Source organism: Tessaracoccus lacteus, assembly GCF_029917005.1.
Classification (GTDB): Bacteria; Actinomycetota; Actinomycetes; order Propionibacteriales; family Propionibacteriaceae; genus Arachnia; species Arachnia lactea.
In genome coordinates this window covers 2,131,749-2,155,270 of record NZ_CP123967.1, presented here as the reverse complement: position 1 = coordinate 2,155,270, position 23,522 = coordinate 2,131,749, and the positions used below count along the sequence as shown (strand labels likewise).

The 23,522-nt window shown below is 71.7% G+C and carries 23 protein-coding genes; 14 read left to right on the top strand and 9 right to left on the bottom strand.

From position 1 onward, the window contains the following. Position 1 precedes the first annotated feature (1 nt). From QH948_RS10020 to QH948_RS10000, 5 genes are read right to left on the bottom strand one after another with little or no spacing between them, the layout of a single operon-like run. Positions 2 to 1,585, bottom strand: coding sequence for a mechanosensitive ion channel family protein (locus QH948_RS10020; RefSeq protein WP_281144252.1), 1,584 nt, complete (start codon positions 1,583 to 1,585; stop codon positions 2 to 4). A gap of 40 nt (positions 1,586 to 1,625) precedes the next feature. After that, entirely contained in the window at positions 1,626 to 2,054 is a 429-nt protein-coding gene (locus QH948_RS10015; RefSeq protein WP_281144251.1) for a hypothetical protein, read from the bottom strand. 9 nt (positions 2,055 to 2,063) lie between these two features. Continuing rightward, on the bottom strand, positions 2,064 to 2,663 hold the full coding sequence (locus QH948_RS10010) for a Maf family protein (protein ID WP_281144250.1): 600 nt from the start codon (positions 2,661 to 2,663) through the stop codon (positions 2,064 to 2,066). Positions 2,664 to 2,668: 5 nt separating this feature from the next. Further along, positions 2,669 to 2,893 carry an acyl-CoA carboxylase epsilon subunit gene (locus QH948_RS10005; protein WP_255556196.1) on the bottom strand — a complete coding sequence of 75 codons (225 nt, stop codon included), beginning with the start codon at positions 2,891 to 2,893 and terminating at the stop codon, positions 2,669 to 2,671. Then, entirely contained in the window at positions 2,890 to 4,464 is a 1,575-nt protein-coding gene (locus QH948_RS10000; protein WP_281144249.1) for an acyl-CoA carboxylase subunit beta, read from the bottom strand. Before QH948_RS10000 ends, QH948_RS10005 begins: the two co-directional genes overlap by 4 nt. Positions 4,465 to 4,537: 73 nt before the next feature. Between QH948_RS10000 and QH948_RS09995 the strand changes: the two genes are divergently transcribed. From QH948_RS09995 to purE, 4 genes are all read left to right on the top strand, one after another. Continuing rightward, positions 4,538 to 5,329: a biotin--[acetyl-CoA-carboxylase] ligase gene (locus tag QH948_RS09995; protein ID WP_281144248.1), complete on the top strand. Its 792-nt coding sequence runs from the start codon at positions 4,538 to 4,540 to the stop codon at positions 5,327 to 5,329. Between the two features lie 265 nt (positions 5,330 to 5,594). Beyond that, entirely contained in the window at positions 5,595 to 6,086 is a 492-nt protein-coding gene (locus tag QH948_RS09990) for a PH domain-containing protein (RefSeq protein WP_281144247.1), read from the top strand. Between the two features lie 83 nt (positions 6,087 to 6,169). After that, complete coding sequence (locus QH948_RS09985; protein WP_281146178.1) at positions 6,170 to 7,279, top strand: 5-(carboxyamino)imidazole ribonucleotide synthase; 1,110 nt, start codon at positions 6,170 to 6,172, stop codon at positions 7,277 to 7,279. Next, on the top strand, positions 7,272 to 7,772 hold the full coding sequence (gene purE / locus QH948_RS09980) for a 5-(carboxyamino)imidazole ribonucleotide mutase (RefSeq protein WP_281144246.1): 501 nt from the start codon (positions 7,272 to 7,274) through the stop codon (positions 7,770 to 7,772). Before QH948_RS09985 ends, purE begins: the two co-directional genes overlap by 8 nt. On the opposite strand, the gene QH948_RS09975 is transcribed toward purE, so the two are convergent. Beyond that, positions 7,765 to 9,201 carry a hypothetical protein gene (locus QH948_RS09975; RefSeq protein ID WP_281144245.1) on the bottom strand — a complete coding sequence of 479 codons (1,437 nt, stop codon included), beginning with the start codon at positions 9,199 to 9,201 and terminating at the stop codon, positions 7,765 to 7,767. The genes purE and QH948_RS09975 overlap by 8 nt on opposite strands. Positions 9,202 to 9,248: 47 nt before the next feature. After that, a complete protein-coding gene (locus tag QH948_RS09970) occupies positions 9,249 to 10,424 on the bottom strand; it encodes an LCP family glycopolymer transferase (RefSeq protein ID WP_281144244.1) in 1,176 nt (391 codons plus the stop codon). A gap of 130 nt (positions 10,425 to 10,554) precedes the next feature. On the opposite strand from QH948_RS09970, the gene QH948_RS09965 reads away from it, so the two are divergent. The 4 genes from QH948_RS09965 to QH948_RS09950 all read left to right on the top strand — a co-directional run bounded on the left by QH948_RS09965 (position 10,555) and on the right by QH948_RS09950 (position 15,506). Then, on the top strand, positions 10,555 to 12,051 hold the full coding sequence (locus tag QH948_RS09965; RefSeq protein WP_281144243.1) for an LCP family protein: 1,497 nt from the start codon (positions 10,555 to 10,557) through the stop codon (positions 12,049 to 12,051). Between the two features lie 66 nt (positions 12,052 to 12,117). Beyond that, entirely contained in the window at positions 12,118 to 13,077 is a 960-nt protein-coding gene (locus tag QH948_RS09960) for a glycosyltransferase family 2 protein (RefSeq protein ID WP_281146177.1), read from the top strand. A gap of 45 nt (positions 13,078 to 13,122) precedes the next feature. Beyond that, positions 13,123 to 14,490: a coiled-coil domain-containing protein gene (locus QH948_RS09955; RefSeq protein ID WP_281144242.1), complete on the top strand. Its 1,368-nt coding sequence runs from the start codon at positions 13,123 to 13,125 to the stop codon at positions 14,488 to 14,490. Further along, positions 14,490 to 15,506 carry a hypothetical protein gene (locus tag QH948_RS09950; RefSeq protein WP_281144241.1) on the top strand — a complete coding sequence of 339 codons (1,017 nt, stop codon included), beginning with the start codon at positions 14,490 to 14,492 and terminating at the stop codon, positions 15,504 to 15,506. The genes QH948_RS09955 and QH948_RS09950 overlap by 1 nt, the downstream gene beginning before the upstream one ends. A gap of 3 nt (positions 15,507 to 15,509) precedes the next feature. On the opposite strand, the gene QH948_RS09945 is transcribed toward QH948_RS09950, so the two are convergent. Further along, positions 15,510 to 16,163 carry a TIGR03089 family protein gene (locus tag QH948_RS09945; RefSeq protein ID WP_281144240.1) on the bottom strand — a complete coding sequence of 218 codons (654 nt, stop codon included), beginning with the start codon at positions 16,161 to 16,163 and terminating at the stop codon, positions 15,510 to 15,512. 57 nt (positions 16,164 to 16,220) lie between these two features. On the opposite strand from QH948_RS09945, the gene QH948_RS09940 reads away from it, so the two are divergent. The 5 genes from QH948_RS09940 (at position 16,221) to QH948_RS09920 (ending at position 22,493) form a co-directional block, all read left to right on the top strand. Next, positions 16,221 to 17,300, top strand: coding sequence for a mannose-1-phosphate guanylyltransferase (locus tag QH948_RS09940; RefSeq protein ID WP_281144239.1), 1,080 nt, complete (start codon positions 16,221 to 16,223; stop codon positions 17,298 to 17,300). Between the two features lie 26 nt (positions 17,301 to 17,326). Then, complete coding sequence (locus QH948_RS09935) at positions 17,327 to 17,845, top strand: hypothetical protein (RefSeq protein WP_281144238.1); 519 nt, start codon at positions 17,327 to 17,329, stop codon at positions 17,843 to 17,845. A gap of 70 nt (positions 17,846 to 17,915) precedes the next feature. After that, on the top strand, positions 17,916 to 18,173 hold the full coding sequence (locus QH948_RS09930; protein ID WP_281144237.1) for a WhiB family transcriptional regulator: 258 nt from the start codon (positions 17,916 to 17,918) through the stop codon (positions 18,171 to 18,173). A gap of 94 nt (positions 18,174 to 18,267) precedes the next feature. After that, a complete protein-coding gene (locus QH948_RS09925) occupies positions 18,268 to 21,246 on the top strand; it encodes a glycosyltransferase family 2 protein (RefSeq protein ID WP_281144236.1) in 2,979 nt (992 codons plus the stop codon). Next, positions 21,243 to 22,493: a DUF5719 family protein gene (locus QH948_RS09920; protein WP_281144235.1), complete on the top strand. Its 1,251-nt coding sequence runs from the start codon at positions 21,243 to 21,245 to the stop codon at positions 22,491 to 22,493. Before QH948_RS09925 ends, QH948_RS09920 begins: the two co-directional genes overlap by 4 nt. Before the next feature lie 171 nt (positions 22,494 to 22,664). Here QH948_RS09920 and QH948_RS09915 read toward each other — a convergent pair whose 3' ends face one another. Then, positions 22,665 to 23,096, bottom strand: a complete 432-nt coding sequence (locus tag QH948_RS09915; RefSeq protein WP_281144234.1) for a metallopeptidase family protein — start codon at positions 23,094 to 23,096, stop codon at positions 22,665 to 22,667. Between the two features lie 37 nt (positions 23,097 to 23,133). On the opposite strand from QH948_RS09915, the gene QH948_RS09910 reads away from it, so the two are divergent. Further along, complete coding sequence (locus QH948_RS09910; protein ID WP_281144233.1) at positions 23,134 to 23,514, top strand: DUF3499 domain-containing protein; 381 nt, start codon at positions 23,134 to 23,136, stop codon at positions 23,512 to 23,514. Positions 23,515 to 23,522: the final 8 nt, after the last annotated feature.

Here is a 23,522-nt window from a genome sequence, read left to right as displayed (position 1 = left end):
GTCAGTCCTCGTCGTCCGAGGGGGCGGGCGCCTTCGGGTCCACGCGCGGCATGATGCGGGTCTCGATGGCCTGCTGTCGGCCCGTGTCGACCTTCGACGCCGGCCTGCCGTCGGCCCCGACCGCCTCCTGCTCGCCGGTGCGCTGCCGCCGCTCGGCGGCCTGCTCCCGCTCGGCCATGTCGGCGGCGCTGGGGCCGGACATCTGCCGGTTGCGCTCCTCGGCCTCCGGGGACCCGGAGTAGAGCCGCGCCTGCGCGCTGCGGGACCCGAGCGTCGTCTCGGTCGGGGTCTCCGCCTCGCCCGGCTTCGCCTCGAAGTCGACGCGGAACGGCAGCGCCGCGGGCTCCTCGTGCTTCCGGTTCGACAGCCACGACTGCAGCCACTTCGGCAGCGCCCCGTCGTCGGCCTGGCGCGGCTCCGCGTCCTCGACGGGAGCCATCACCTGCGTCTCGTCGTTCAGCTCCTCCGAGCGGAACTCCTGCACGGCCTTGGCTTCGAACTCGTCGCGCTCCTCGACGGTCGGCGCGGTGGTGGTCTCCGGCTCGAGGCGGGTACGGGGCAGCGCGTAGACAGCGTGGTGCTGCAGCCAGCTGATCAGCTCCTCGCGCACGTAGCAGCGCAGGTCCCACAGCTCGCCGGAGGTGGCGGCCGACACGACCGCGCGGACCCGCACGGACCCGCCGGTGGCGTCGGTCACCTGCAGCGAGGCGGAGCGGCCGTCCCACAGGTCGCTGGAGCGGACGATGCGCATCAGCTCGACGCGCATGGCCTCGATCGGGACCAGCCAGTCGAGGTCCATCCCCACCTCGCCGAGCAGCCGCGGCTCGCGACGCGTCCAGTTTTCGAAGGCCTTGGTGGTGAAGTAGTTGCTCGGCACGATCCAGCGACGGTCGTCCCAGGTGCGCACCACGACGTAGGTCAGGGTGATCTCCTCGACCGAGCCCTGCTGCGTCTCGAACACGATCAGGTCACCGACGCGAAGCGCGTCGGAGAACGCGATCTGCATGCCGGCGAACACGTTGGCCAGCGACGACTGGACCGCGAGGCCGGCGACGATCGACAGCACGCCGGCGGACGCGATCAGTGACGCCCCGACGGCGCGGAACGCTTCGAACGTCAGGAGCGCCCCGGCCAGGGCACAGACCCACACCACCGCGATCGCGACGCGGGAGATGATCTGCATCTGGGTGCGGATGCGCCGGTAGTGGGGCGTCTCCTCATCCTCGCTGGACTGCTTGTGGACGATCGCGTCCTCCGCGGTCTGGATGACGCCCGTCAGCAGCAGGGCCATCGCCATGATCATGACGATGAGGAAGCCCTGCGAGAAGTACTGACGCCACACCGGTACGGAGGAGCCCAGCGCGGGCGCGGTCGGGATCAGCACCCCCAGCCCGGTGCCGAGCAGCACGCAGAACACGCGCTGAGGCATCCGCATGCTGCCCGTCAGCCCCTCCATGCGGGGGTGCCGGTGCACGATCACCCGACCGACGACCGACAGCAGGACAGAGGCGAGCGCGCCGGCCACCAGGCCGATGCCCGCCCACATCGCGATGGTCAATGTGGAGATGGCGGCATCTGCTTCCATGGACAGCGAGCCTAGCCTGCCCGACCCAAACCAACCTCTGTCAGCGGTCGGTGCGCAGCGTGAGGGCGCTCAGGGCCCCGGACACGGTGAAGGCCCCGTCCCACGTGCCGTCGGTGAACAGCAGCGAGTTGCCCTCGTCGGCCGTGATCGCGAAACCGGCCGCCGGGAGGGTGGCGCGCAGGTGCGCCAGCACGTCGAGTCCGGACGGGGCCGAGAGGACCGCTGTGATGTTGTTCGCCGCGTCGGTGCGCTCGGTCAGCGTCGCGCCGACCGGCAGCGAGAGCCCGGCCGGGGCGTGGGTGAACCCCAGAGACGTCAGGGACACCCCAGCGGGTGGAGTCGTCGCGGAGGGCGAGGCGGCCGGGGCGGGGGTCGTGACGGGCGGCGTCGTGTTCGTCGCGCCGGGGTCGGAGGCTGAGCAGCCGGCCAGCGCGAGGACAGTCAGCAGGGTCAGGACGAGGCGGGGCACCCGCCCACTCTAGGTCCGGTCCCAGAGGTCGGGCCACTTCACGTCCGCGTCGAGGACCATCTGCCTCACCAGCGGGAGCGACAGGCCGACGATGTTGTACGGGTCGCCCTCGATGGAGGTGACGAAGGCACCGCCGATGCCGTCGATCGTGAACCCGCCGGCCACCCGCGTCGGCTCGCCCGTGGCGACATATGCGTCGATCTCGGCGTCGTCCAGGTCCGCGAACCGCACGAGGGTGGTTCCCACCCGGGTCTGCACGGTCTCGTCTCCGCCGCGGCGCACGAGCACGTGGTGGCCGGTGTGGAGGAGGCCCTCGCCGGCGCGCATCCGTCGCCACAGCCTGGCCGCGGCCTCGGGGGTGCCGGGCTTGCCGTGGGCGCGGCCCTCGAACTCCAGCACGGAGTCGCAGGCGATGAGCACCACGTCGCCGTCGACCAGGGGCGCGACGATCTCGCCCTTCGCTCGGGCCAGCGTCGCGGACAGCCGCGCCGGGTTCGGGTCGAGTATCTGCGACTCGTCGAAGCCGGAGACGATCACCTCTGGTTCGATCCCGGCGCCGCGGAGCACGCCGAGGCGGGCGGGGGACTTGGAGGCCAGGACCACCCGCATCGGCGTCACAGCCGGTGGTAGGTGCGCCACGCGTCGCGGCCGCTCACCAGCGGCGGGCGCAGGGTGCGGTAGTACGACTTCCAGCCGCCGGCCAGCGGCCGGTCGTCGGCTGAGCGCAGCCTCTCGGACCGTGCCGCGGCTGACAGCACCGCGACGACGGCCGCCACCTCCTCGTCCGAGAGGCTCGCCTTCGTCAACGAGATCGACTCCGAGTCGCCTGCGCCGGTCACAGCGGGATGTTCCCGTGCTTCTTGGGCGGCAGCGCCTCGCGTTTGGTGCGCAGCAGCCGGAGCGCCCGGATGACCTGGGCCCGGGTCTCGTGCGGGTAGATCACCTGGTCGATGTAGCCGCGGTCCGCCGCGACGTACGGGTTGGTGAGCTCGTCGTCGTATTCCTGGATGAGCCGCGCGCGCTCCGCCTCGGGGTCCGACGAGGCGCCCAGCTGCTTGCGGTAGAGGATGTTGACGGCGCCCTGAGCGCCCATCACGGCGATCTGCGCGGTCGGCCACGCGAGGTTGATGTCGGCGCCGAGGTGCTTCGAGCCCATCACGACGTATGCGCCGCCGTAGGCCTTGCGCGTCGTGACCGTCAGGAGAGGCACGGTGGCCTCCGCGTAGGCGTAGATCAGCTTGGCGCCACGGCGGATAATGCCGTTGTGCTCCTGGCCGACGCCGGGGAGGAAGCCTGGCACGTCGACGAAGGTCAGCACCGGGATGTTGAACGCGTCACACGTGCGCACGAAGCGGGCGGCCTTCTCCGCGGAGTCGATGTCGAGACAACCCGCGAAGACGGTGGGCTGGTTGGCGACGATGCCGATGGAACGTCCCTCGATGCGGCCGAAGCCCACGATGATCGAGCCGGCGAACAGCGGCATCACCTCGAGGAACTCGTCGTCGTCGAGCACCCCGCGAATCACGTCGCGCATGTCGTAGGGCTGGTTCGCCGCGTCGGGGATCAGGCTGTCGAGCTCGCGGTCGTGGTCGGTGATCGTGAGGTCCACCTCCTCGTCGTCGAAGACGGGCGGGTCCTCCAGGTTGTTCTGAGGAAGATAGGTCAGCAGCTCGCGGACGTACTCGATCGCGTCGTTCTCGTCGGCGGCGAGGTAGTGGGCGTTGCCGGACTTGGTGTTGTGCGTGCGCCCGCCGCCCAGCTCCTCCATCGACACGTCCTCGCCGGTGACGGTCTTGATGACCTCCGGGCCGGTGATGAACATCTGCGAGGTCTTGTCGACCATCACGACGAAGTCGGTCAGTGCCGGCCCGTAGACGTGCCCGCCGGCCGCGGCGCCCATGATCAGCGAGATCTGCGGGATCACGCCGGAGGCAAGCGTGTTGCGCTTGAAGATCTCGCCGTAGAGGGCGAGAGAGACCACACCCTCCTGGATGCGGGCGCCGCCGCCCTCGTTGATGCCGATCAGAGGGACGCCCGTCTTGAGGGCGAAGTCCTGGATCTTGACGATCTTCTCGCCGTAGACCTGACCGAGCGCGCCGCCGAAGATGGTCACGTCCTGCGAGAAGACGCACACGGGGCGGCCGTGGATGGACCCGGTGCCCGTGATGACGCCGTCGCCGAACGGTCGGCGGGCGTCCATGCCGAAGGAACTGGAACGGTGTCTTGAGAACTGGTCGAACTCGGCGAAGCTCCCTTCGTCGAGCAGGGCCATGACCCGCTCGCGAGCGGTCATCTTGCCCTTGGCGTGCTGCTTCTCCACGGCGTCTGCTGAACCGGCGTGCACGGCCTCATCGATGCGCACTCCGAGATTCGCGATCCGACCGGCGGTGGTGTGGACGTCGATCTCCATGGCGCACACACTAGCCGCGATCCAGGAAGTTGCCGGGGGTTCGTCGTAAATGAACGCCGCGTAGCATGGGCGGGTGACCGACCAGCTGCCCGACGCCGCCCGCATCTCCTCGCTCCTCGATCCTTCGGGGGTCTTCGACGAGGTGCGCGTAGTCACCACCACGGGGTCCACGAATCACGACGTCGCGGCCCTGGCCAGGGACGGCGTGGGGGAGGGGCTGGTGCTGGTCTCCGGCGAGCAGACCGCCGGACGGGGCCGGCTGGACCGGAGCTGGGTCAGCCCACCCGGTGCCTCCATCTCGATGTCGCTGCTCCTGAGGCCACGGCCGCCCTTCCCCCAGTGGGGTTGGCTGTCGCTGTTGGCGGGCATGGCGGTCGCGTCCGCAGTGGAGGACCTCGCGCCCGACCCGACCGACGTGACGCTGAAGTGGCCGAACGATGTGCTGCTGCGCGGCGACAAGCTGTGCGGGATCCTCTCGGAGCGCATCGAGCACGCGGACGGGGCCCGTGCCGTCGTCGGCATCGGGATCAACGTGTCCCTGACCATCGATCAGCTGCCCGTGCCGGCGTCGACGTCGCTTGCGCTCGCGGGCCTGCCCACCGACCAGAGCGTGATCGTCGCCGGGGTCCTCAACCACTTCTCCCGCTACTACCGACTCTGGTCACTCAGCGGATCGCTGCGCGAGGAGTACCAGGCGCGCTGCGCCTCCATCGGCGCCGAGCTGACGATCGTCGTCGACGAGCACCGTCGCGTGCACGGCACCGGCATGGGCGTCGACGCGTTCGGGCGGCTCGAGGTCGCCACGGCGCGCGGCGTCGAGACCTTCGCCGTCGGCGACGTCGTCCACGCCCGCCTGAACCCCTGAGAGACCAGCCCCCTGTCGCCCCCGAAAAATCGGGCAGTGGTCGAATCTCCCCGGTCCAGTGACGAATAGCGCCCACTGCTTCGTCGGTGGCCGACGGGGGCCATCAGGCATCGTGCGATTCTCGTGACCAGACCGGGGAGAACCGGGCAGTGCCCGATTTTCAGGGGAGGCGGGGCGACAGGGTCGCAGAGTTGGTTCCCCGCCACACGCGGGCCTGACGCCCCGCAACCGGGCTGTGGAGCGCCCAGCCGTGCCAGACTGAGCCATGGCCATCACCGCAGACCAGCTGGGCAAGGACGAGTACGTCATCGCGACGATGCGCACGCATGTCAAGAAGCTCATCATCCCCGTCGTGTTCCTCTTCGCCATCGCGATCCTCCTCGGCGTCGCGATAGCGCTCTTCCCCGCCTCCTGGCAGCCGTGGGCCACCTGGATCGCCGTCGCCGCCGCCCTGATCGCGTTCGTCGTGCTGGTGGCCCGGCCCGCGCTGGGCTGGTGGAGCTCGACCTACACCGTCACGAACCGCCGCATCATCACGCGCCACGGCATCCTGACCCGCGTCGGCCACGACCTGCCGCTCCGGCGCATCAACAACGTGAACTACGAGCGCGGGGTCGTCGACCGGATGGTCAGCTGCGGCACGCTGATCTTCGAGACAGCCGCCGGCCAGCCACTGCTCCTGCCCGACGTGCCGGAGGTCGAGAAGGTCCATGTCCAGATCACCGAGCTCCTGTTCGGCGACGACGAGGACGACTGAGCACCCCGACGCTCGTTGATAGGCTGCCCGGCGTGACCCGCCGCTACAGTCTCGCCATCGCAGGGGGCGGGCAGCTCGCCCGCATGATGCAGCAGGCCGCGATCCCGCTGGGGATCGACGTGCGCCTGCTCGCGGAGGGGCCGGACGTCTCCGCCGCGCAGGTCGTGCCCGACACCACCGTCGGCGACTACCGCGACCTGGCGACCCTCCAGACCTTCGTCGACGGCGCCGACGCGCTGACCTTCGACCACGAGCACGTCCCCACCCGGCACCTGTCGGTGCTCGAGGGGCAGGTCGCCGTCCGGCCAGGGCCGGAGGCGCTCGTCTACGCCCAGGACAAGGCCGCGATGCGCGAGCGGCTGACCGGACTCGGCGCCCCGTGCCCCGTCTTCGCCGTGTGCGACACCCCCGACGAGCTGCTGGCCTTCGGCGAGCGGCAGGGCTGGCCGATCATCGCGAAGACTTCCCGCGGCGGCTACGACGGCAAGGGCGTCTGGAAGCTCGACGGGCCGGCCGAGGTCGGCATCCCGTTCGACGGGCTCGCGGCCCAGTCGGCGGGGGAGAGCGTCCGCATCGTCGCCGAGGAGTTCATCGACTTCACACGCGAGCTGTCGGCGCTGGTCGTCCGCTCGCCCTCCGGACAGGTCGTCGCGTACCCCGTCAGCGAGACGCTGCAGCTCGACGGCATCTGCGTCGAGACCGTGACCCCCGCACCCGGTCTCCCGGCCGAGGAGGCCACCCGGCTGCAGGAGCTGGCCATCTCGCTGGCCGGTGAGCTCGGCGTCGTCGGGGTGCTCGCCGTCGAGCTGATGCAGGCCCGCGACGGCCGGATCGTCGTCAACGAGTTGGCCATGCGCCCGCACAACACGGGGCACTGGAGCATCGACGGCGCCGTGACGAGCCAGTTCGAGAACCACCTCCGCGCGGCCCTCGACCTGCCGCTCGGCTCCCCCGAGCTGACCGACGAGGTCGTCGTGATGCGCAACGTGCTGGGCGGGGCCGAGGAGGACCTCACGGGGGCGCTGGTCCACGTGTACGCTCGCGACCGGGCCGCGCACGTCCACCTGTACGGCAAGGAGGTCATGCCTGGGCGCAAGGTCGGGCATGTCACCTGTGTCGGAACAGACCTCGACGACGTGCGGCGCCGCGCCCGGCACGCCGCCGGCTACCTGATGGGAGACGCAGATGCCTGATGCCCCGCTCGTGTCGATCGTGATGGGATCGGACTCCGACTGGCCCACCATGCAGGCCGCGGCCGACGCCTGCGCCGAGTTCGGCATCGCCTTCGAGGCCGACGTCGTCTCGGCGCACCGGATGCCGGAAGACATGGTCCGCTTCGGCCGCGAGGCCCACAGCCGCGGCATCCGCGTGATCATCGCCGGGGCCGGCGGCGCCGCCCACCTGCCCGGCATGCTCGCCGCGCTGACGCCGCTGCCCGTCATCGGGGTCCCGGTGGCCCTGAAGTACCTCGACGGCATGGACTCGCTGCTGTCGATCGTGCAGATGCCGGCGGGCGTCCCCGTCGCCACGGTGGCGATCGGGAACGCCCGCAATGCCGGCCTGCTGGCCGTGCGCATCCTGGCGGCCTCCGACGAGGCGCTGCAGGCCAGGATGCTGGACTTCCAGGAGCAGCTGCGCAACGCCGCGCACGCCAAGGGCGAGGCGGTCCGCGCCAGGCTCAGCTGAAGGAGACCCGCACCAGGGCCTCGACCGTGCTGCTGTCCTGCGTCGACGTGACAGCCATGCCCGAGACCGGCTCCAACCAGGCCTGCAGGTCGCTGGACTGCTGGACCAGGGCCGCGAGGTTCTGGTCCGCGAGGATCGCCGGCACGTTGACGTACAGCACCGACTGGGCGGGGCCGTCAACAAGCTTCGACCAGCCGTCCAGGCTGCTCAGCTTCGACGCGGGGTTGGTCACGTCGGAGACCTCCTGACCGAGCGCGATCACGCCGGTGTCGCCGTCCTGCTCGATCCTGAGCCCCGTGGCGCCGCTCTGCTGCAGCGTGGTGTCGAGCTGGTCGAGGATCTCCTTCTGACGCGCGGCGTCGTCGCCGACGAGCGCCGCGCCCAGCACGGGGGAGCCTGCCTCGTCCATGCCTAGCGTGAGGCCGAGGCTCTCCCCGAGCAGCGCCCCGAGGTCGTCCTGGCTCGTCAGGCCGAACTGCTGCGCCCACGCCGTGGCGGTCTCGTTGGCGGAGACAGCCTCCCAGATGCGGGAGATCGAGTCATCGTTGGTGGCGGTCGCGAGGGCGAACAGCGAATCCGCGGACAGGTTGCCCGCGACGTCGCGGACGTCGCCCGCGCCGTCGGCGGCCATGCCCGGCGCGTCGAACACCGTGCGCAGGGTGAGCAGCGAGTCGGCGACCTGCAGCGCCGCGGCGCCGTGCAGGTCGCGCGTCAGGTCCCCGGCGTCGGCCGTGATGCCAGTGCTGTCCTCGCCCTCCTGCAGCGCCAGCGCGGCGCCCGCGGGGGAGACCCACGCCGTCGCCAGGCTGCTGCCGCTCAGCTTCGCCATGTCGGACGTGAACGTGTCGTAAGAGGCCAGCGGGGACGAGGTGACGTCGGCCTGCTCGAGGCCGGTGGCCTCAGCGCTGACGACCATCAGGTCGTCGACGAAGAACACCGTGGTGCCCTCGAGGTACTCGTCCGCGAAGGCCTGCGCCGCGGACTGGTCGGTCACCTGGACAGACATCACGGCCTGAACGTCGGTCGCGTCGCCGTCGACGGGGAGGGCCCCGATCGCGACGGAGTCCCCGAGCCAGGGCTCGACCTCCGAGTACTCCGGCATGCCCTCCTCCGCGGGGATCAGGCTCCACAGCGCGGCCTTGTAGTCGTCGCCGATCTCGCCGAGGCCGAGATCGGGCAGCTTGTCGGCGATGCCCTTGAGTGCGAGCTGGTCGCCCGCCGACGGGTTCAGGTTCACCTCCACCGACGCGAGCACGGTCGAGGGGAGCCCCTGGGAGGCGGTTGGCGTCGATCCGCGCAGCAGCGTGAACGCCGCGACGACGCCCGCGACGACCACGACGGCCGCGATGGCCACGGCCACGACGACCGGTGCCTTCGACTTCTTCGGCGCCTCCGCGGCGGCGGGGACGGGCTGGGTGGTCTGGGTCACGGGATCTCCTTGATCGGGGGGATCGGGGGTGTGCTGGGCGGGGCCGGTCATTCGCGGTACTTCTCCAGCGAGGCCGTGTCGCCCGAGGCGATCGCGGCGAACACCTCGGCCGACTCGTCGGCATCCCACAGCACCGACGATCCGGCGGACGTGCGGTAGTCGGTGTCGGAGACGGGCACGGTCATGGAGATGCCCGCCCCCGTCATCACCTGGAGGAAGCCGAACGCGGCCTGCCCCACCTGCACCACGCCGGTGTCGTCGCCCAGGGTAAGGGAGCCGGCGGCGGCCATGTTCAGCTGCCAGTAGCGCACGGGATTGACCACCGTCATCGGCGTGGCGACCTTCTTCATGATCGCGGAGATGACCTCGCGCTGCCGCTCGACGCGGCCAAGGTCGCCCCGCGGATCCGACTTGCGCATGCGGACGTAGCCCAGCGCGGTCACGCCGTCGACGTCCTGGCAGCCCTTCGACATCGTGAGGTGGGCGTCCTTGTCGTCGATGTCGAAGTCGGGGCACACCTCGATGCCGCCCACGGCGTCGACGAGGTCGACGATCGCCATCATGCCGACCTCCAGGTAGCCGTCAACTCGGATTCCGGTGTTCGACTCGACGGTCTGGACGAGCAGCGGGGCGCCCCCGAAGGCGTAGGCGGCGTTGAGCTTGTTCTTCGAGCGGCCCGGGATCGCGACGTACGAGTCGCGGGGCAGCGACAGCAGCACGGCCGGGCCGGTGGCCGGCAGGTGCAGCAGCATCATCGTGTCGGTGCGCTGACCCTCGACGCTGCCGGTGCCCAGTTCCTTGCGTTCCTCTGCAGTCAGGTCGTCGCGCGCGTCGGAGCCGACCAGCAGGATCGTGGTCCCCGGCTGCGCGGCGAGACGGTCGCCGTCGGGGGCCGAGTCGACGTGGTTGCTGACGGTGAAGGCGTAGACGGGCGTGCCGATCAGGAAGACCAGCCAGGCCAGCGCAAGCACGCCGATGATCCGCAGCGGATGGCGCTTGCGCTTCCGGACGGGGGGAGCCTCGACATCCGTCGCCGGCTGCCGGCCGCTCGGCTGCTCTCGTCGCCGGCTGCGCTGCTGCGGGCCGGCCTCCGGCTGCCGGCCGGGCTGTGGGTAACCGCCGACATGGTTGCTGGACTCCTGCGGCGGACGCAGGACACGCGTGGACTCAGGCTCGTCGTCCTTGCGGTACAGCCAGTCCATGTCGTCGTTGTGATTCGACATCGGCACCCCTTTCGACTCAACAGCGTACTTTGCGCGGAAACGGCTGCCGAACGGCGTGGCGGCCGGATACCTCGGCCCGGATGAGGAAAGGTGATGGCACCCGGTGCTGCCTTCCCCATTGGAGCCTCACGTGCCTTCTGCCCAGCCCGCCGCGGCGCAGAGCCTGCAGACCCGCCGTGCCTTCGGATACGTCCTCATGTCCGCGGTCCTGCCCGGCTCGGTCCAGCTATTCGCCGGATCCCGCCGCGTCGGCCGCATCGCCACGCGCGTCTACCTCGCCGCCCTGGCCGTCGTCGTGCTCCTCGCGCTCGGGCTGGTCGTGCTGCGCGGCGCCACCGTCGGATTCCTCCTGACGCCCGCCGTCGCGGTCTTCTTCAAGGTCGCACTCTGGGTGCTGTTCCTCGGCTGGGTCGCGCTGCTGCTGGACTCGTGGCGGCTGGCCCGCCCCATCAACCTGCTGCGCCGCCCCCGGTTCGGGCTGACCGTGACGACGCTGGTCCTCGCGCTCGCCGTCGGGGCCGTCACCTCCGTGGCAGCCAACGCCTTCACCGGGGTCGCCAACGTCGGCGACCTGCTGGCGGGCGGCGGCGACGCTGAGCAGAAGGCCGGCCGCTACAACGTCCTGCTGCTGGGCGCCGACGCCTCCGACGACCGGGTCGGGCTGCGCCCCGACTCGATCAATGTCGCCTCGGTCGACGCCGAGACGGGCCGCACCGTGCTGTTCGGGCTCCCGCGCAACATGCAGAAGGTGCCCTTCCCCGAGTCCTCCCCGCTGCACGCGCTGTACCCGGACGGCTTCGTCTGCGACGACGGCGAGTGCATGCTCAACGGCGTCTACACCTTGGGCGTCGAACACAAGGACCTCTACCCTGACGCCGACGACCCGGGTCTCCAGGCCGTGAAGGAGGCCGTCTCCGAGACGCTCGGCCTCGACCTCAACTACTACGCCCTGGTCGACATGGCCGGCTTCCAGTCGCTGATCGACGCCATGGGCGGCATCACGCTCGACATCTCCAAGGACATCCCCATCGGCGGCGTGGGCTCCAGGATCTACGGCTACATCAAGGCCGGCGAGGACGTGCACCTCGACGGCTTCCACGCCCTATGGTTCGCGAGGTCCCGCGCCGAGAGCAGCGACTACGAACGGATGGCGCGGCAGAAGTGCGTCATGTCGGCCATGGTGCAGCAGCTCGACCCGATGACCGTCGCCACGAAGTTCACCGAGCTCTCCGAGGCTGGCAAGAACCTGCTGAAGACCGACGTGGGACGCGGAGAGGTGTATCAGCTCGCGGAGCTGGCGCTGGCGGCCAAGGGAACCAGGATCGCCTCGGTCAACTTCTCCCCGCCCCTCATCACGACGGCCGACCCGGACTTCGCCCTCATCCGTTCGACGGTGCAGGACAAGATCGCCCACGCCGAGGAGCTCGACGAGAAGGCGGCCGCCAAGGCCGCCGCCGGCGCCAGCCCATCCCCGACGGCCGGGCCGTCGGAGGCGGAGCCGGAGGGTGATCAGACGGCAGAGTCGACCCCCGAGGCGACCCCGAGCGCGTCGGCCGATCCCGAAGTGAACAAGGACACCTTCACAGACACCGAGGATCTGGAGGCCGTCTGCTCGGTCTCCTCGTGACCCGATAGGCTGTCCGGGGCCCAGCGAAGCAACGGAGGTGTCGTGTCCACGGCAGTCAGCGTCATCATGCCGGTTCGCAACGAGGAGAAGCACCTGCGGGCCGCCGTGCAGCGGGTCCTTGACCAGCACTACGAGGGCGACCTCGAGATCCTGCTCGCCGTCGCGCCCAGCACCGACCTGACCCGCGAGATCGCCGAGGGGCTTGCCGACGAGGATTCCCGCGTCGTGGTCCTCGACAACCCGGCCGGCGTCACCCCCGCGGGCCTGAACGTCGCGATCGCCGCGGCCCGCCATCCCGTGATCGTCCGCGTCGACGGGCACGGGGAGCTCAGCCCCGGCTACATCGGCCGGGCCGTCGCCCTGCTGGAGGAGACCGGCGCGGCGAACGTCGGCGGGCTGATGGACGCACAGGGGACCACGCCGCTGTCCGAGGCCATCGCGGCCGGGTACAACTCGCCGCTCGGGCTCGGCGGCGGCGGCTTCCACCTGGCCGAGACCCCGGCCGGGCCGGCCGACACCGTCTTCCTCGGCGTGTTCCGCGCCGACGTGCTCAGGGAGATCGGCGGCTTCGACGAGTCTCTGCACAGGGCGCAGGACTGGGAACTCAACTACCGGCTGCGTCGGGCCGGACACCTCGTCTACTTCTCCCCAGACCTGCAGGTCGTCTACCGTCCGCGCGACAGCGTCTCGGCACTGGCGCGGCAGTTCTACCGGACCGGCCAGTGGCGCCGCGAGGTCATCCGCCGCCATCCCGACACGGCCTCCCTGCGCTACCTCGCGCCCCCGCTCACGGTCGTCGGGACGGGAGGGGGGCTGGTGCTCGGCCTGCTCGGGCTGGTGCTGCGCAGCCGGGTGCTGACCGCGGCGCTGATCGCGCCGGCCGTCTATGTCGCCTTCGTCGGAGCCGCCACGGCGAGCCTGGGGCAGCTCCGCCCTGCGGCGCGCCTACGGATGCCGCTCGTCCTGACGATCATGCATCTGGCCTGGGGGGCCGGGTTCATCCATGGCCGGCCGACCGGCGCCTGAGAAGCCCCGAGAAGACGCTGCGAGAACCGTGACAAGATGGAACACATGGATCCCCGACCGGCCGACGAGGCGACACCCATGAGCGGCTCGGCGGTGGATGTCCTGCGGCAGGCCCAGCTGCTCGCCGACCGCCTGCGGCAGGAGGCGGAGGCGGAGGCCGACGCCGTCCGGGCACGGACGGCCGAGGTGAAGAGGGAACGCGACGAAGCGGCAGCGGAGCTGCAGTTCTCGCGGCACCGCCTCGACGAGGCCCGCGCCGACGCTGCCCGCATCCTGGAGGACGCCGCGCGGCAGGCCGGTGAGCTCACCGGCGTCGCAGAGCGCAATGCCGACGAGCTGATCGCCGACTCGCGCGTCGAGGCTGAGCAACGGGCCGCCGACGCCGACGCCAGGGCCGCGCGCGTCGTCAAGGAGGCCGCCGAGGAGGCTGCCCGCCTGCGCGCCGAGGCTGAGGTCGACGTTGCGCGGCAGGCCGACGAGCTGGCCGCAGCCCGCGCCGTCCACGACGGACAGCTGGCCGCCGAACGCGCCGAGGCCGAGGCGCAGACGGCGCGGCTGCGCGCGGAGGCGGACGAGTACGTCGCCTCGTTGAAGGCCACGACCGTCGACCAGGTGACCCAGATCCGCACCCGCATCGCCGCAGAATCCGACGCGGCTGAGCGTCGCGCGGCCGAACACCTCGCCGCGGCGCGCGAGGAGGCTGCCCGCCTGCTCGCCGAGGCGGACGAGAAGGCCAAGGAGCAGCTCGCGGATGCCGCCGGCCAGCTCGAGTGGGCGCGGGCGACAGTGGCTGGGCTGCTCGACGGTGCCGCCGCAGACACGGCCCGCACCCGCCGCGAGGCCCACGCCGAGTCCGCAGCCCGGGCCCGCGACCTGCGCGGCAAGCTCGCGGCGACCCTCGCCAGGAGCGTCGACGTCGCCCGCCGCCGCGTCCGCAGCGCCGACGTCGAGGCCGCCGACATCCGCGGCCGCGCCGACGCCGAGCTCCGAGCCGCCACGCAGCACGCCGCCCGCACGCGGCAGCAGGCCGAGGCCCAGGCAGCCGACCTGGTCGCCCACGCTGAGCGGGAGGCCGCCGCGATCGCCGAGCGCGCGCAGGCGCGCACCGCGGATGCAGAGGCCAACGCCGCGCTCGTGCGCGAACGCCTGAGCGCCGACCTCGAACGCACCCAAAAGGCATCCTTCGAACGGACGAGGGCCACCCGCGAGGAGGCGATCGCGCTGCTCGCAGGCGCCCGCGTCGAGGCCGAGGCCCTGCGGACTCAGGCCAGGACGATGCTGAACGAGGCCAGGGAGGAGGTCGCGGGGCTCGCGAAGCGCCGCGACACCATCACCGCACAACTCAACAACCTCTCCGGCGTGATCGAAGCGCTCGCCGTGAACGAAACCCCCACTCAGAATGAGGACAATTGATGACACCCGCATTTAGGACAGTTCTGCGCGGCTACGAGCCCGCACAGGTGGATGCAGAGCTGGGAACCCTGCAGCAGGCACTCGAGGCCGCACGGGCCGAGTTGGGGGAGCTCACAGTGCAGCTGAAGGAGGCCCGTCAGGGACAGGCCGGGCTCGAGGCCGACCTCTCGGCCGCCCGCTCCCGCGCCGAGGAGGCCGCGAAGGCCAAGGCCACCGTGTCGCGCCCGACGTTTGCGGACCTGGGCGAGCGCATCAGCCAGATGCTCTCGCTCGCCGAGGAGGAGGCCGCTGAGCTGCGCCGCGCAGCCAAGGACGAGGCGACCCGCGTCGTGGAGGAGGCCACCGCCAAGGCGCAGCAGATCGCCGCGGAGGCCGACCGTTATGCCGTTGACACCCGCAGCTCGGCCGACGCCGACGCCGAGGCACGGCTGTCCGGGGCGCAGCGACGTGCCGACGAGATGATCGACCACGCCGACCGCGAGGCCGCGACCCGCCGCGAGGAGGCGGAGGCCGTCTACGAGTCCCAGCAGGCACGCGCCGCGCAGGCCGCCGCCGACTTCGAGCGCACCCTGGCCGAGCGCAGGGACGCCGCCGCCGCCGACTTCGCCACCCAGATGGGTCAGCGCGACGACCAGCTGCGCGCGGCCGAGGAGAACCTCCGCGCCGCAGAGAACGAGGCCCTGCGCATCGTCTCCGACGCCGGCAGCCAGGCCGAGAGCATGAAGGTCACCGCGCAGCGCGAGGCCGACGACCTCGTCGGTCAGGCACGCGCCCAGGCCGAGCGGATCCGGCGCGACTCCGAGCGCGAGCTCGCCGCCGTGACCGCCCGCCGCGACTCCATCACCGCCCAGCTCAGCAACGTCCGGCAGATGCTGGCGACCCTGGGCGGAGGCGCCGCGCTGATCGCAGACCCCGTCGCGGCGGTGCAGCAGGCCGAGGCGGGGACACCCGCCGAGGAGCAGGCCGAAGATGCGGCCGAGGCCGCCGAGGAGCAGGCCGAGGAACCCAGCAACTGACGCCTACAGGACGCGGGCGCGCTCACTGACGGAGATCAGGTCGAGTGCGCCCGCGTCGTATCCGGAGGCGAGCACCGTCGACCCGCCGCCGAGCACCGGCGCGACCAGCGCCGTCGCCGCCGTCTGCCAGCCGGGTGCAGGGTCAGCGATCAGCAGCCGCTCGTCGCTGGGGGTCACGCGGCCGATCGGCCTGTCTGACCACATGGCCTCGCCGAGCCCGATCGCCTCGTCGTGCAGGTCCGGCTGCCCGAACACCTCCACGTAGTCGACGACACCTGCCGGCGCCTCGGCCAGCGCGCGGCCCAACGGGTGCAGTGAGCACATCACGGTCGTGGGCGCCCGACCGGTGTCGTGGGGGCCGACGACGAGCAGGCTCGTGTCGCCGGTGCCGTCCATGACCGGGCAGCCGCGCTGCCAGGCTGCGGCGATCCACACGTACGTCACCCAGTGCCCGGGGTGCGTCGTGGCCAGCGCGATGTCGATCGGCTCGCCGTCCTCGTGGCCGAGGTCGACGATGAGATTCGCCGTCTTGTCCACCCAGTTCGCAAACGTCGTGGCGCTCAGCTCGATGCGCGAGTCGTCGGCGGCGTCGTAGCACGTCAGCAGCGGCGAGCCGCCGCTCCGGCGCACCCGGTCGGCAAGGGCATGGATGAACATGACCCCGACACTAGTCTCCGCCTGACGGGGCGTGCTGCCGCACGCTAGGTTGTGGCCATGCGTTACGTGGTGATCATGGCCGGCGGCTCGGGAACCCGGTTGTGGCCGCTGTCCAGGCAGGGGCGGCCGAAGCAGCTGCTGGAGATCTTCCAGGGGCGCTCGCTGCTCAGGCTGGCCTTTGAGCGGCTGGACGGGCTGGTCGATGCCGAGCACATTCTCGTGTGTACCGGCCGCGCGTACGCCGCCGACGTCGCGATGCAGCTTCCAGAGCTCGCTCCGGGGAACATCCTGGGTGAGCCGGAGGGCCGGGACTCGCTCGGCGCGGTCGCCTGGTCGGCAGCCGAGATCGCCCGCCGGGACCCCGAGGGTGTCGTCGCGATGGTGACCGCCGATCAGATCATCGAACCCGTTGAGGAGTTCCAGCGCAGCCTGACCACGGCCTTCGAGGTCGCCGAGTCCCGCCCGCAGTCCCTCGTCACACTGGGCGTCGTGCCCACCAGCGCGCATACCGGCTACGGGTACCTGCACCGCGCGGCGGCCATCGACGGGTTCCCGGGTGTCTGCGAGGTGGCGGAGTTCCGGGAGAAGCCCGCCCGCGACGTGGCCGAGGAGTACCTGGCCAGCGGCGAGTACTGGTGGAACGCAGGGATGTTCGTGTGGCGTGCGGCCACGCTGCTCGACCAGCTCGACCGGCTCGAGCCTGAGGTCGCGGCGACCGTCCGCGCCATCGCAGCCGAGCCCGAGCGGCTCGACGAGCTCTTCCCGACGCTGAAGAGGATCTCGGTCGACTACGCGCTGATGGAACCCGCCTCGCGCGGGGCGACCGGTGCGCAGGTCGTGAGCGTCGGCCTGGCCATCGCCTGGCGCGACGTCGGCGGATACCTGTCGCTGGCCGAGACGCTGGCGCACGACGAGCACGGCAATGCCGTCGAGGGGCGCAGCGTCACCATGGACACGAGCGGGTGCGTGCTGGTCAACACCACCGGCCGCGACCACGTGCTCGCCACCATCGGGTTGACGGACACGCTGGTCGTCGCGACGCCCACCGCCACTCTCGCGGCCCGCCTGGAGGACGCAGAGCGGGTCAAGCAGCTGGTCGATGAGGTGCGAACCCGGGCGGGGGCAGAATTCGCGTAGACATCGACGGGGAGGGAAACAGCGAGGTGGACGACAACCTCATGCGGACGGGACACGCGGTGCTGCTGTGGGGCGCACTCGCCTCCGGGGCGGTGGAGGCCGTCGCCCTGGCGCTGGGCGGCACCCAGGTCGTCGGCCCGACGGCGTTGCTGGGCGTGACCGTCGCTGCGCTCGTCGCCGGGCCGGTGGGACGAGGGGCCCGCATCGCCACCTTCTTCGCCGCCGCGGCGGCCCTGGTCCTGCGGGTCGTGCTGATCGTCGTCCAGGCCGTGGCCGTCGCGACTCCGGCGGCGATGCTCGGCAGCGTGGCGGGGCTGCTGCTTGGCGGTGCACTGCTGACGTTGGTGCTGCTGCAGGTCCAGGCCCGGGGTGACCTTACGACGGCCCCCGCACGAGGTCCCGTGCCTCCCGCCTCGGCGGCGACCCCCGTCCATGCCCCACGGCCCGCGCCGGGGGCCGGGCGGTGGGACAGGGCGACCACGCCCTGGCCCCGGGTCGACGAGGATGACCCGGATGCGACGCTGATCAGACCACCGCGTCGCTGAACCGGGCGCGCCGCTACACTTGACGCACCTGAATCACTCCGGTGTAATTCGGGGCAGAAGGGAGGGTTGCATGGATGAGGGTCTGATTTCTCTGCTCGACGACGACGGCGCCTTTGCGTGGCAGGCCGACGCCCTGTGCGCCCAGACCGATCCCGAGGCGTTCTTCCCTGAAAAGGGTGGCTCGACCCGAGAGGCCAAGCGAGTGTGCGAGAGCTGCACCGTGCGCACCGAATGCCTGGAGTACGCCCTCCAACAGGACGAGCGCTTCGGTATCTGGGGTGGTCTCTCCGAGCGGGAGCGCCGCAAGCTCAAGCGCGCCGCGGGCTGAGCGCCGGTCGCGGGCCGACCTCCGACAGGGCTGATATGGTCGTCCACCCACCCGTGAACCCCGGGCGCACGAGACGACTCAGGCTGGAGAACACGTGAGCGACGAACCCCTGCACGGGCATCTCGAGGACGACCTCTGGTCCTGGATCGACCAGGATGACACCGCCGACGACGCCCCCGACATCGACCCGTCCGCAGTGACGGCCGTCATGGTGGTGCACGACGCGGCCGAGTTCCTCCCGCGCCAGCTCGTCGCGCTCGCGGGTCTCAACCCCCGCCCCGGCCGTCTCGTCGCCGTCGACACCGGATCCCAGGACTCGTCCGGGGACCTCCTGCGGAAGGCGCTGGGCGAGGGGATCCTGGACGATGTGCTCACCGTCGACCGCGACGTGACTTTCGGCGAGGCCGTCAGGCTGGGCCTCGGCGACGACGAGCCGGAGTGGGTCTGGCTGCTGCATGACGACTCCACACCCCGCCGCGGCACACTGAACTGCCTTCTCGAGGGGGCGAAGCAGGCCGACGTTGTCGTGCCGAAGCTGCTGCAGCCCAAGCGCCGCAACTACCGCGAGACCCTCTCCGAGGTCGGCCAGGCCATCACGCGAGGCGGCGAGCGCGTCCCGCTCGTCGAGGAAGGTGACATCGACCAGGGGCAGACCGACGCCCGCGACGTGCTGGGCGCCTCCACGGCCGGGCTGCTGGTCCGCGGCGAGACGTGGCGCGAGCTCGGTGGCATCGCCCCCGAGGTTGCGCGGCACCGGGACGGCGTGGACTTCTGCTGGCGTGCCAATGCCGTCGGCTTCCGCGTCCTGACCTGGCCTGCCGGGTCGCTACACCACCTGCGCGCCGGACACACCGGGCTGCGTCACGAGTCACGACATCCGCACCTCGACGACCGCCTGGCCGCGCTGCGCATCGCCGGCTCGCGCGGCGCCTCGACCTTCGGGCTGGGCGCCGCCAGCCTGCTGCGCTCGGCGGGTTTTCTGCTCGCCAAGGCGCCTGGCTTCGCCCGCGCCGAGCTGGGCGCGTTCCGACGCTACCGAGACACGGCCGACGAGACCGCCTCCCTCGCAGCCCGACTGCCGGAGGAGGACCTGACGCCCGAGGAGCTGCTCCCCAGTCGCTTCTGGCCGGTGCAGCACGCGTTCGACAGGTTCGGCAGCGCGGTGTCCGAGCGCTACAAGGACCTCACCGACACCACGGAGGCCGACACCTCCCTCGATGAGCTGACCAGCGACGACGAGCTCACGGCCAGCGTCGGGCGCGGCTTCCACGTCTCGCCGGTCGCCGTGCTCATCGTCGTGCTGCTTGTCGCGGCGGGCGTCGCGGCGCGCAGCCTGCTCGGCGGTGGACCGATCTCCGGCGGCGGGCTGCTGGCGGCGCCCGCGTCGCTGGCCGCGGCCTGGCAGGCCTACCTGACCGGCACCGCACCCTGGCTCGGATTCGCGGCCTTCTCCGCGCTCGGCGGCTTCGGCAGCCCGGGCTGGTTCACCTTCCTGGCCGTGATCCTGGTCCCGATGCTCTCCGGGATCTCCGCGCTCGCTCTGCTGCGGCACCTGCGGGTGGCGCTGCCCGTCGCGGCCGCCGCCGGCGGGGCCTGGGCGGGCGCAACCATCCTGCTCGGGCTTGTCAACGCCGGTGACGTGTCGGGCATGGTGCTCGCCGTCACTGCCCCCATCCTCGCCCGGGCCGTCCACGCGGTCGTGATCGACGAGGACACTGGAGCGGAGGGCCTGCGCGCCCCCGCCAGCGCCGCGTTCTGGCTGATCGTCGTCTCGGTCGTCTGGCCTGTGGCGTTGCCGCTGTTCACCGTCGTCGCCGTCGTGTGGGCCGTGCGCGATCGCGAGCGCATCGTCTCGGTCGCGATCATGGTCGTGCCCGCCTGGCTCGTGTTCATCCCCTGGCTGCCCACGCTGGTGCGCCACCCCGGTCGGCTCCTGACCGGCGTCGACCCGCTGGCGTGGCCGGACTTCCCGCCGGCCTCCTATGCGCTCGTCGTCGGGCGGATCCTGCCGTCCGGCCTCCCGCTGTGGGCCAACATCGTCTTCTTCGCGGCCCTTGGCGTCGTGGCTCTGCTCGCCATCTCGACGCTGAGCAGGCCGGCCTGGACGAGGGCCGTCGTCGGCGTCGCCGCTCCGCTGCTGGTCGGCACGCTGCTGTCGCGCCTCATCGTCGAGGTCGACGGGGGCGTTGCGCGCCCGCTGCTGTCGCCCTGGGCGCTGCTGGTCGTCGCGGCCCTGCTCGCGCCGGCCATCTGGTGTGACCGCGAGGAGACGAGGATCCGCTCCCGCGGCGTGCTGTCGATGTCGCTGGCGGGGCTGCTGGCGGTCGGAGTGTGGGCCGTGGTCGGCTTCGCGGGACCCGTGCAGTCGACGACCAGCGTCCTGCCCGGCTACGTCCGCGACGTCATCTCGTCCAACCGTGACTCCCGTGCGCTGCTCGTCGACCTGAGCGACGCGTCCGCCGTCTCCTGGAGCGTCGTCGACGCCCGCCAGCCGCGTTGGGGGAGCGCCGAGCGCAACCCCACCGGGTCCTTCGCCGACCAGTTCGCAGCCCTCGCCGAGGCCATCGCCGGGGCCAACCCTCCGAGCGACCTGGCGGACAGGTTCCGCGAGCTCGGCGTCTCGCACCTGTGGGTGCGTGGCTTCGACCAGGACCATCGCGCGGCCCTCGACAACCTGGAGTCGCTCGTCTCCGCCGCGGCCGACGACTCCTCGGCCGTGTGGACGGTCGGAGGGCTGGTATCCCGCGTCACGATCGACTCGGAGCCCATCACGGACGGCCAGGTCCCGCCGGGGGACGAGGGACGCGAACTGCGCGTCGCCGACTCGCCGGACGTGTCCTGGACGGCGTCGGTCGACGGACAGCGCCTGACGCGGGGCACGACCACCACCGACGTCAGCCGGGAGGACGTCGTGACGCTCACCGGCGTGCCCGCGGACGGTGGGACGCTCAGCATCGAACCGACTCCGCGCTGGTGGCAGCTCGCGCTGCACGTCGTCGTGCTGCTGGTCGTCGCCACCCTGGCGGCGCCCACGCTCGGCGGCGCCACCGTGGCACGAAGGGGACAGTCATGATCCGCCGCATCCTGCTCACCGGTCTCGCGCTCGTGGCGCTCGTCGCCGTCGTCGTCGGCCTGTCGTTCATCTCCCCGCTGCAGAGGCCGGAGACGCACGTCGTGCAGCTGCCGCAGACCAGCCGCGTGACCTGTGTCCCCGCGGGCGGGCTGCTCGCGGTCGCGGACTCCGACCTGCACACGGCCGAGGCCGGCGGCTCCGAGGGCGAGGCCAGCGACGGGTTCGTGTCGCAGGACACCGACGGCCCGACGGTCGTGCGGAGCGACGGCGACGCGGCGGCCGGCGTGCTCATCACGTCCGGCGCGCGCACCTGGGTGCCGTGCGAGACCCCCGCCAGCTCGGGGATGCTGTTCGTGGCCGACCCCTCCGCCACGGAACTCGTCCTGGTGAACACCGACGCGACGGAGGCCGCCGTCGACCTGACACTATACGGCCCCGACGGCGAGATCAGCTCCGTCGGTGCCCGGGGCATCGCCATCGCCCCCGGCGTGACGCGGCGCGTCGCGCTGTCGGTGCTGGCCGCCGACGCGGGCACGGACCCGGTGGCGGTGGCCTTCACCTCGACGCCCGGCCGCGTCGCGGTGCTCGCCAGGGCGGTCGAGGGCAGCTCGGAGCAGCACTACGCGACGGCGACGACTGTCGCGGTGGAGCAGGTCATCTCCGGCATCCCGGCCGACGGGAAGAACCAGAAGCTCCTGCTCAGCAATCCGGGCGTGGACCGCGTCGACGTCACCGTGCAGGCGCTGGGGGAGTCAGGCACCTACTCGCCGGCGTCCACCGCGGACGTGACGGTCCCGGCACTGTCCACCGTCGTCGTGGGCCTCGGCTCCGACCTCGGGTCGGAGGCGACGGCGCTGCGCATCACGTCCCCGGGAGAGGTCGGGGCGGCGGTCGTGCTCGACGACCAGCCGGGCCCGCCCGTGACGCTCGTGTTGACCGAGGCGTCGGCCACGCTGGCCTCCGCGGCCAGGCCTGGCTGGATGATCCAGCTCAGCAACCCCGGCGTGCACACCGTCACGGCGAACGTCGAGGGCGCCGAGGACGCGAAGATCATCGTGCGCGCCGGCATGACCGTGACGGTCCCCGTCGCCGAGGACACGGACCGCGTGCGCGTCACGGCCGACGGCGAACTAGTCGGCGCGATCACCTCCGGCACGTCCAATGGGCTGATCGTCGCGCCGCTGCTCACCGTCGGCGTCGCCGATGAGCCCGGCCGCGACGCCTCCTATGACACAAACCTGCGCTGACGCCCCGCGGGCGACCACGCTGGTCTTCGGCGCCAGGGATTGGGCGCTTCTCGGAGGTAGACCGGGGAGAATCGGGCACTGGTCGATTTTCGGAGCGCGGCTGGGGTTTTCGGAGCAGGGCCAGGATGGTGGCGGACACGACTGGGGTGGTCGGGGTCCGAGGCGAAAGGGCTAGTCGTCCCACTCCGGCTCGCCGCCGAGTTCCTCGATGCTGCGGCCGGTCAGGGCGCTTAGCTGCTCGACGATCGTCTGGTGGACCAGCTGCCTCAGGTCGGAGCGGGACGTGGCGCGGTGCTCGAGCGGCCGCTCGAAGATCACGATCTGCGCGCGTCGGCCGCGGCTCGGCTCCAGCGCCGCGGACAGGGGCACCCGGTTGCCCGACCACGCGGTGTTGAGGTGGGGCACCTCCTCGACACCCACGACGATGCCGGTCAGGGCGTCGGGCGAGACGGCGGCGATGTCGGACATGGCGGCGGTGACGCAGTCGTTGAAGAAGTCCACGCGGGAGGGGCGCCGCAGAGGCACGGGCCGGCCGGAGAAGGGATTCGGAGCGGCGAGTGGGCCGCGTAGACCGCGTCCATGTCGATCTCGTCTGCGTGGCATGCCGCCACTCTAGTGCGGCGTCCGTTAGGTTGCCTGGGTGCGTACCTGCTCCCGAACCGCGTGTGCCGCGCCCGCCGTGGCCACGATGACCTTCGTGTATGCCGACTCGACCGCGGTGCTCGGACCTCTGTCCCTGACGCCGGAGCCGGGCGCCTACGACCTGTGCCCCCGCCACGCGGAGCGAACGAGCGTGCCCCAGGGGTGGCAGGTGCTCCGCCTCCCCCTCGACGGTGCCCCCGCGGCCCCCGAGCCGGTCACGGACGACCTGATGGCGCTCGCCGACGCCGTGCGCGCCATCGGCCTGCGGCCGGACGAACCCGCGCCCCCGGCGGAGCCGCTGCCCCCCCTGCCGGAGCCCGGCGGCCGCGGCGGCCATCTCCGCCTCGTGCAGGGGGCGGTCCCAAGAGCCAGGCGATAGGCTGGGCG

What these genes read in the sequence shown, in the direction of transcription:
- QH948_RS09970 (WP_281144244.1), bottom strand. Translation starts at nt 10,424, where the DNA reads ATGTCGAATCACAACGACGACATGGACTGGCTGTACCGCAAGGACGAC.
- QH948_RS09940 (WP_281144239.1), top strand. Translation starts at nt 16,221, where the DNA reads ATGCGTTACGTGGTGATCATGGCCGGCGGCTCGGGAACCCGGTTGTGG.
- QH948_RS10020 (WP_281144252.1), bottom strand. Translation starts at nt 1,585, where the DNA reads ATGGAAGCAGATGCCGCCATCTCCACATTGACCATCGCGATGTGGGCG.
- QH948_RS09920 (WP_281144235.1), top strand. Translation starts at nt 21,243, where the DNA reads ATGATCCGCCGCATCCTGCTCACCGGTCTCGCGCTCGTGGCGCTCGTC.
- QH948_RS09955 (WP_281144242.1), top strand. Translation starts at nt 13,123, where the DNA reads ATGGATCCCCGACCGGCCGACGAGGCGACACCCATGAGCGGCTCGGCG.
- QH948_RS09985 (WP_281146178.1), top strand. Translation starts at nt 6,170, where the DNA reads ATGATGCAGCAGGCCGCGATCCCGCTGGGGATCGACGTGCGCCTGCTC.
- QH948_RS10010 (WP_281144250.1), bottom strand. Translation starts at nt 2,663, where the DNA reads ATGCGGGTGGTCCTGGCCTCCAAGTCCCCCGCCCGCCTCGGCGTGCTC.
- QH948_RS09945 (WP_281144240.1), bottom strand. Translation starts at nt 16,163, where the DNA reads ATGTTCATCCATGCCCTTGCCGACCGGGTGCGCCGGAGCGGCGGCTCG.
- purE (WP_281144246.1), top strand. Translation starts at nt 7,272, where the DNA reads ATGCCTGATGCCCCGCTCGTGTCGATCGTGATGGGATCGGACTCCGAC.
- QH948_RS09960 (WP_281146177.1), top strand. Translation starts at nt 12,118, where the DNA reads ATGCCGGTTCGCAACGAGGAGAAGCACCTGCGGGCCGCCGTGCAGCGG.
- QH948_RS09930 (WP_281144237.1), top strand. Translation starts at nt 17,916, where the DNA reads ATGGATGAGGGTCTGATTTCTCTGCTCGACGACGACGGCGCCTTTGCG.
- QH948_RS09990 (WP_281144247.1), top strand. Translation starts at nt 5,595, where the DNA reads ATGGCCATCACCGCAGACCAGCTGGGCAAGGACGAGTACGTCATCGCG.
- QH948_RS09950 (WP_281144241.1), top strand. Translation starts at nt 14,490, where the DNA reads ATGACACCCGCATTTAGGACAGTTCTGCGCGGCTACGAGCCCGCACAG.
- QH948_RS10000 (WP_281144249.1), bottom strand. Translation starts at nt 4,464, where the DNA reads ATGGAGATCGACGTCCACACCACCGCCGGTCGGATCGCGAATCTCGGA.
- QH948_RS09915 (WP_281144234.1), bottom strand. Translation starts at nt 23,096, where the DNA reads ATGCCACGCAGACGAGATCGACATGGACGCGGTCTACGCGGCCCACTC.